Annotated in this window: 7 protein-coding genes; 6 read left to right on the top strand and 1 reads right to left on the bottom strand. The window is 59.2% G+C overall.

The genetic code is table 11. The annotated features are described in order from the left end of the window. On the bottom strand, positions 1-421 hold a 421-nt coding region (locus ACH4F2_RS35305), incomplete at its 3' end, for a hypothetical protein (RefSeq protein WP_398136751.1). 723 nt (positions 422-1,144) lie between these two features. On the opposite strand from ACH4F2_RS35305, the gene ACH4F2_RS35300 reads away from it, so the two are divergent. From ACH4F2_RS35300 to ACH4F2_RS35275, 6 genes are all read left to right on the top strand, one after another. Continuing rightward, a complete protein-coding gene (locus tag ACH4F2_RS35300) occupies positions 1,145-1,336 on the top strand; it encodes a hypothetical protein (RefSeq protein WP_351643151.1) in 192 nt (63 codons plus the stop codon). Further along, entirely contained in the window at positions 1,333-1,647 is a 315-nt protein-coding gene (locus ACH4F2_RS35295; RefSeq protein ID WP_353798927.1) for a hypothetical protein, read from the top strand. Before ACH4F2_RS35300 ends, ACH4F2_RS35295 begins: the two co-directional genes overlap by 4 nt. Then, on the top strand, positions 1,644-2,411 hold the full coding sequence (locus ACH4F2_RS35290) for a hypothetical protein (RefSeq protein ID WP_021343776.1): 768 nt from the start codon (positions 1,644-1,646) through the stop codon (positions 2,409-2,411). The genes ACH4F2_RS35295 and ACH4F2_RS35290 overlap by 4 nt, the downstream gene beginning before the upstream one ends. Continuing rightward, positions 2,398-2,778 (top strand): hypothetical protein, encoded by a 381-nt coding sequence (locus ACH4F2_RS35285; RefSeq protein WP_021343775.1) that lies wholly within the window; start codon positions 2,398-2,400, stop codon positions 2,776-2,778. Before ACH4F2_RS35290 ends, ACH4F2_RS35285 begins: the two co-directional genes overlap by 14 nt. 352 nt (positions 2,779-3,130) lie before the next feature. Further along, positions 3,131-3,481, top strand: a complete 351-nt coding sequence (locus tag ACH4F2_RS35280; protein ID WP_353798928.1) for a P27 family phage terminase small subunit — start codon at positions 3,131-3,133, stop codon at positions 3,479-3,481. A 3-nt stretch (positions 3,482-3,484) separates the two neighbouring features. Then, the coding region (locus ACH4F2_RS35275; RefSeq protein ID WP_398136750.1) for a helix-turn-helix domain-containing protein at positions 3,485-3,825 on the top strand (341 nt) is incomplete at its 3' end.

The raw sequence follows: 3,825 nt of genomic DNA, 5'->3' as shown, positions 1-3,825 counted from the left end.
CGATTGCCTTCTGCCGGCTCTTACGCTTCGGCTTTGGGGCCTCGATCGGATTGAACATCCATTCAGCGGTGTGATTGCCCAGGTAGTTGATCAGCAGATCAGAACTCTTGAAGTCGATCGCTGCGCCGTCGGCGCCGATCTTCTTCTTGAGGTACCCGGTTTGTTCTGCGATGCAGAACCATTCACCACCGACGTGTTCCCATACGAGTTGGATTTCACGGGCCTTACCTTCAGGAGATCCGTCGGCTTTGACCTTGTGTGCGCGGACGGTGATCCGCGCAACCACCTCGTTGACCACGCTGTGTTCGACGGTGTAACTCCAGCCCATGAGGAGCATCGCTCCGAGCACGTTCGTGAAGTCGTCCGGAAGGGTCTCGGTCTTGAAAACCGGGACATACGCTTCGGTGGACTTGCTGGACATAATGGTCCCCTTTCCGAGGGATCATCGGCAGCAACACCATTGGGCATTGCTGCCTTGTGGTTGTGGGTGTCTCACGCTATTGAGTTCTCAAAGATCATGTGCTCGAGGGTTTCTTCCCTGGCCTATTCAGGGTTCCCAAGAGCCGGCATTCAGGCTTGTGACGATATGAAGTTGTTGGGACAGACCAACACTGAGGTTTTCCAGACTCTGAGCTGGTATCCAGATTGCTTGCCAGCTGGCCTGTGTTGCTGGCCCTTACTGGCTTGCTGATACATAGTTTGCACTATGGGGGCATAGTCTGTCAACTCTGCAGGTAGGGGTGCATTTTTAGGGGCATTTCTGTGGACCTGATAGACCTCCCAGGGTTGTGAACTGCCCCTAGGGCTGCACTGCACCACTGGCCAACCCCAGGAAGGGTGATCCTGGCCCTGAGATCAATTCTCAGGGCCTATGAGGCACTATGGGTACATAGTGCCCAGAATGGCCCCAGGATTGCCCAGGGCCACCCTCAGGCCCATTAAAACCAATAGTTGACACATAGCTTGCACTATTGGTGCATAGTGACCTAATGTCAGGGACACACCAGCTAGTCAAGCTGGCCCAGGGGGCAAGTGCCCCAGGGGAACATCCCAAACCAGTGAGGTCACCCATGGGAGAACACCACCCAAATGCCACCACAGCCCAGCCGGCCCCACACTTCCCCCAGCGAGACGGGGGAGTGCGATGAAAAAGATCAGAGTCATCTGGGAAGAGCACAGCACACACCAGCAGGAGTTCGACGTTCCGGACGACTTCGCAGTCGAACAACACGAAGAAGGATACGACCTCAGCAACGCGCTCGCCAGCCTCGTAGACGAGCGCGGCGACGGATTCCTGGGACTCGAACGCACCGTAACTGACGTGACCGAGCTATGAGCGACCAAACGACAGTCGCCGTCATCGAATACACCGATCACCACGGTGAAGTCAGATACTTCGACGACGGAGTCTGGGCTGACATCGAACTACCGAGCATCCGTGCGAACGCCGGCAGATACCTGTTCACCAACGAATCTCTCACCTGCACCGGCGACCACAAGAACGGAAGTTTCACCGTCGACTTCGGTGGCGGAGAAACGATTTGGTACGCATGGCGACTGCTGACCCTCGACGCACAGGACGCCGCGAACACCAGAATCATCGGTTGCGATTCCGACGCGACTGTGACTGAACGGAGCACCACATGATCGAACTCGACGGAATCACCCCGTCGAAGCAGATGCTCGACGACCTCGCAGCGGAAGGTCGACCCGTCATCCTCAACTTCTCCCGCGGCAAAGACTCGGTCGCCGTCTGGATCGAACTCGAACGACGAAACATGCAGGTCATTCCGATCCACAAGTCGATCGTGCCGGGACTGAAGTTCGTCGAGGACGATCTCAAACGCTACGAAGACTATTTTCAAACACATATCGTCGACCTGCCGGCAGATGCGTTCTACCGCATGCTCAACAACCTCACCTTCCAGCCGCCCGAACGCTGCGCGATCATCGAAGCTGCAGGATTCCCGTCGCCGACACGCGAAGAGTGGGACATGCTCATGCGCGACAACTTCGCCGAGGACGACACCTGGATCCTCGACGGCGTGCGGGCAACAGACTCCGCCCAAAGGCGAATGGCGATCATGCGCCACGGCCCGATCAAACACCGCACCCGACGCCAGTCCGTCATCTGGGACTGGGGCATCGCAGACGTGCGACGGGCGATCAAGGACCGCGGCATCACACTCGGCCCCGACTACGAGTGGTTCGGCAAATACCTCGCCGGAAAAGTGAACCCCAGACACAAAGGCGGGCTCGACGGCAACGGTCGGTCCTTCGACGGAATTCGATACGACTTCCTCAAGCCGATCCACGACCACGCCCCCGACGACTACCAGCGCATCCTGCACTGGTTCCCGCTGGCTGAACTCGAACTGATGAGAATGGACATGATCAATGGCTCTGTCTGACGAAGTGAAAGCAAAGCTCAAAGCCGGAGGCAACCGCGCGAAGTTCTCCCGCGCAGACGTCGTCTCCGCATTGAAAGCGAAACCCCACCCCGACCCTCTCGCCGACGTCGAATACACCGACGACATCGAGCACGACACGAAGGCCGAACTCAACGCGCTCGGCAAAGGCTTGTCCGGAGCGTCGAAAGAGTGGGCTGAGCAGTTCGGCCAGATGAACGACTCCGAGTACTGGGTCACACTGTGCTTCAAGAACCGTGCAGCGAAAGATGCCTTCCTCGCCAGCGCCGGCGTCCTCGAATTAGGGGACAAGTACCTCGACGGTCACAAAGCCGCAGAGATCCTCGGAATCGAATTCGAGGGCCGGTAGTCACCGACTTCCCCACCCGGGCGACCGGGTTGCGGGTTGACCACAAGCCCACCAGCAGCTGAAAGCCCCGAGTCGCCGAAGTGTCTCGGGGCTTTCTGCTGCCCGGATCACAGGAAAGGAGGGGTGACCATGCGTAACGCAGCCCGTCGTCTCGGCCAGCGCATCTCCGGTGTCTTCAACCGAATCACTGGCCGTAACCGCAACCGCACCGCCGCAAGCCCGGCAGCCGGTTCTCTCAGCGGTTCGACCTAAGAGGTCAGACGTTGGTCGCGTGCTTGAAATGTGCACCGACCGACGTCACAACCCGTCCCCACAACTGAACAATCGAGCCGACTCTGACGGGAGGGCCAACATGAGCAGCCCGGAGCTTTCCGTAGTTTCCCTGCGCCCCAACCACAAACCACCTGAGCCCACTTCATCGGACTTACCACCGGAGACACCCGAGTGGCTGACCGACATCGGCAAACAGACGTGGGCACGGTTGGCCCCCTTGTTCAATCTCACCCCTGCGGACATCGACGAATTCGCCGCCTACTGCGAGGCGATCGCCGAATATCAGGAATCGACCGTCATCATCGCCGAAGCTGGACTGCTCATCATCGACCCTGCATCGGGCATGCCGATTCCGAACCCGATTCAGGCCGTTCGTGATCGAGCGGACCGCAAACTCGCATTCTGGGCCGGCCGCTTCCGAGGCGCGTGATACATGGCTCCGCTTCCACCCGCGTCGCGATCGCGGACAACTCGCCCGAAGAAGGGCACGAAGAAGCCGGACCTCACACAGGCTGAACGCGACAAGATCGCCGCGTTGCATGCACAGGGCAAGGGACGCAACGAGATAGCGCGCGAAATCGGCCGGTCTGCGTACTCGGTAACCAAGGTCGCCAAGGAACTCGGGCTTTCATTCGACGAGGCTGCGACGGTCGAAGCGACGGCCGCTCGCGTCGCGAAGATGAAGGCACGCCGAGTCGACCTCGCCGAGCAACTTCTCGACGACGTCGTCAAGCTCCGTGAGCGCCTGTGGTCCCCACACAACTACTACGAACG

This window comes from Streptomyces sp. NPDC017890 (genome assembly GCF_044328675.1).
GTDB lineage: Bacteria > Actinomycetota > Actinomycetes > Streptomycetales > Streptomycetaceae > Streptomyces.
This window is presented reverse-complemented; position numbering and strand designations above follow the sequence as displayed.

Bases quoted from the DNA above. Each gene is read 5' to 3' on its own strand.
- ACH4F2_RS35290 (WP_021343776.1), top strand. From the start codon at position 1,644: ATGATCGAACTCGACGGAATCACCCCGTCGAAGCAGATGCTCGACGAC.
- ACH4F2_RS35280 (WP_353798928.1), top strand. From the start codon at position 3,131: ATGAGCAGCCCGGAGCTTTCCGTAGTTTCCCTGCGCCCCAACCACAAA.
- ACH4F2_RS35300 (WP_351643151.1), top strand. From the start codon at position 1,145: ATGAAAAAGATCAGAGTCATCTGGGAAGAGCACAGCACACACCAGCAG.
- ACH4F2_RS35295 (WP_353798927.1), top strand. From the start codon at position 1,333: ATGAGCGACCAAACGACAGTCGCCGTCATCGAATACACCGATCACCAC.
- ACH4F2_RS35285 (WP_021343775.1), top strand. From the start codon at position 2,398: ATGGCTCTGTCTGACGAAGTGAAAGCAAAGCTCAAAGCCGGAGGCAAC.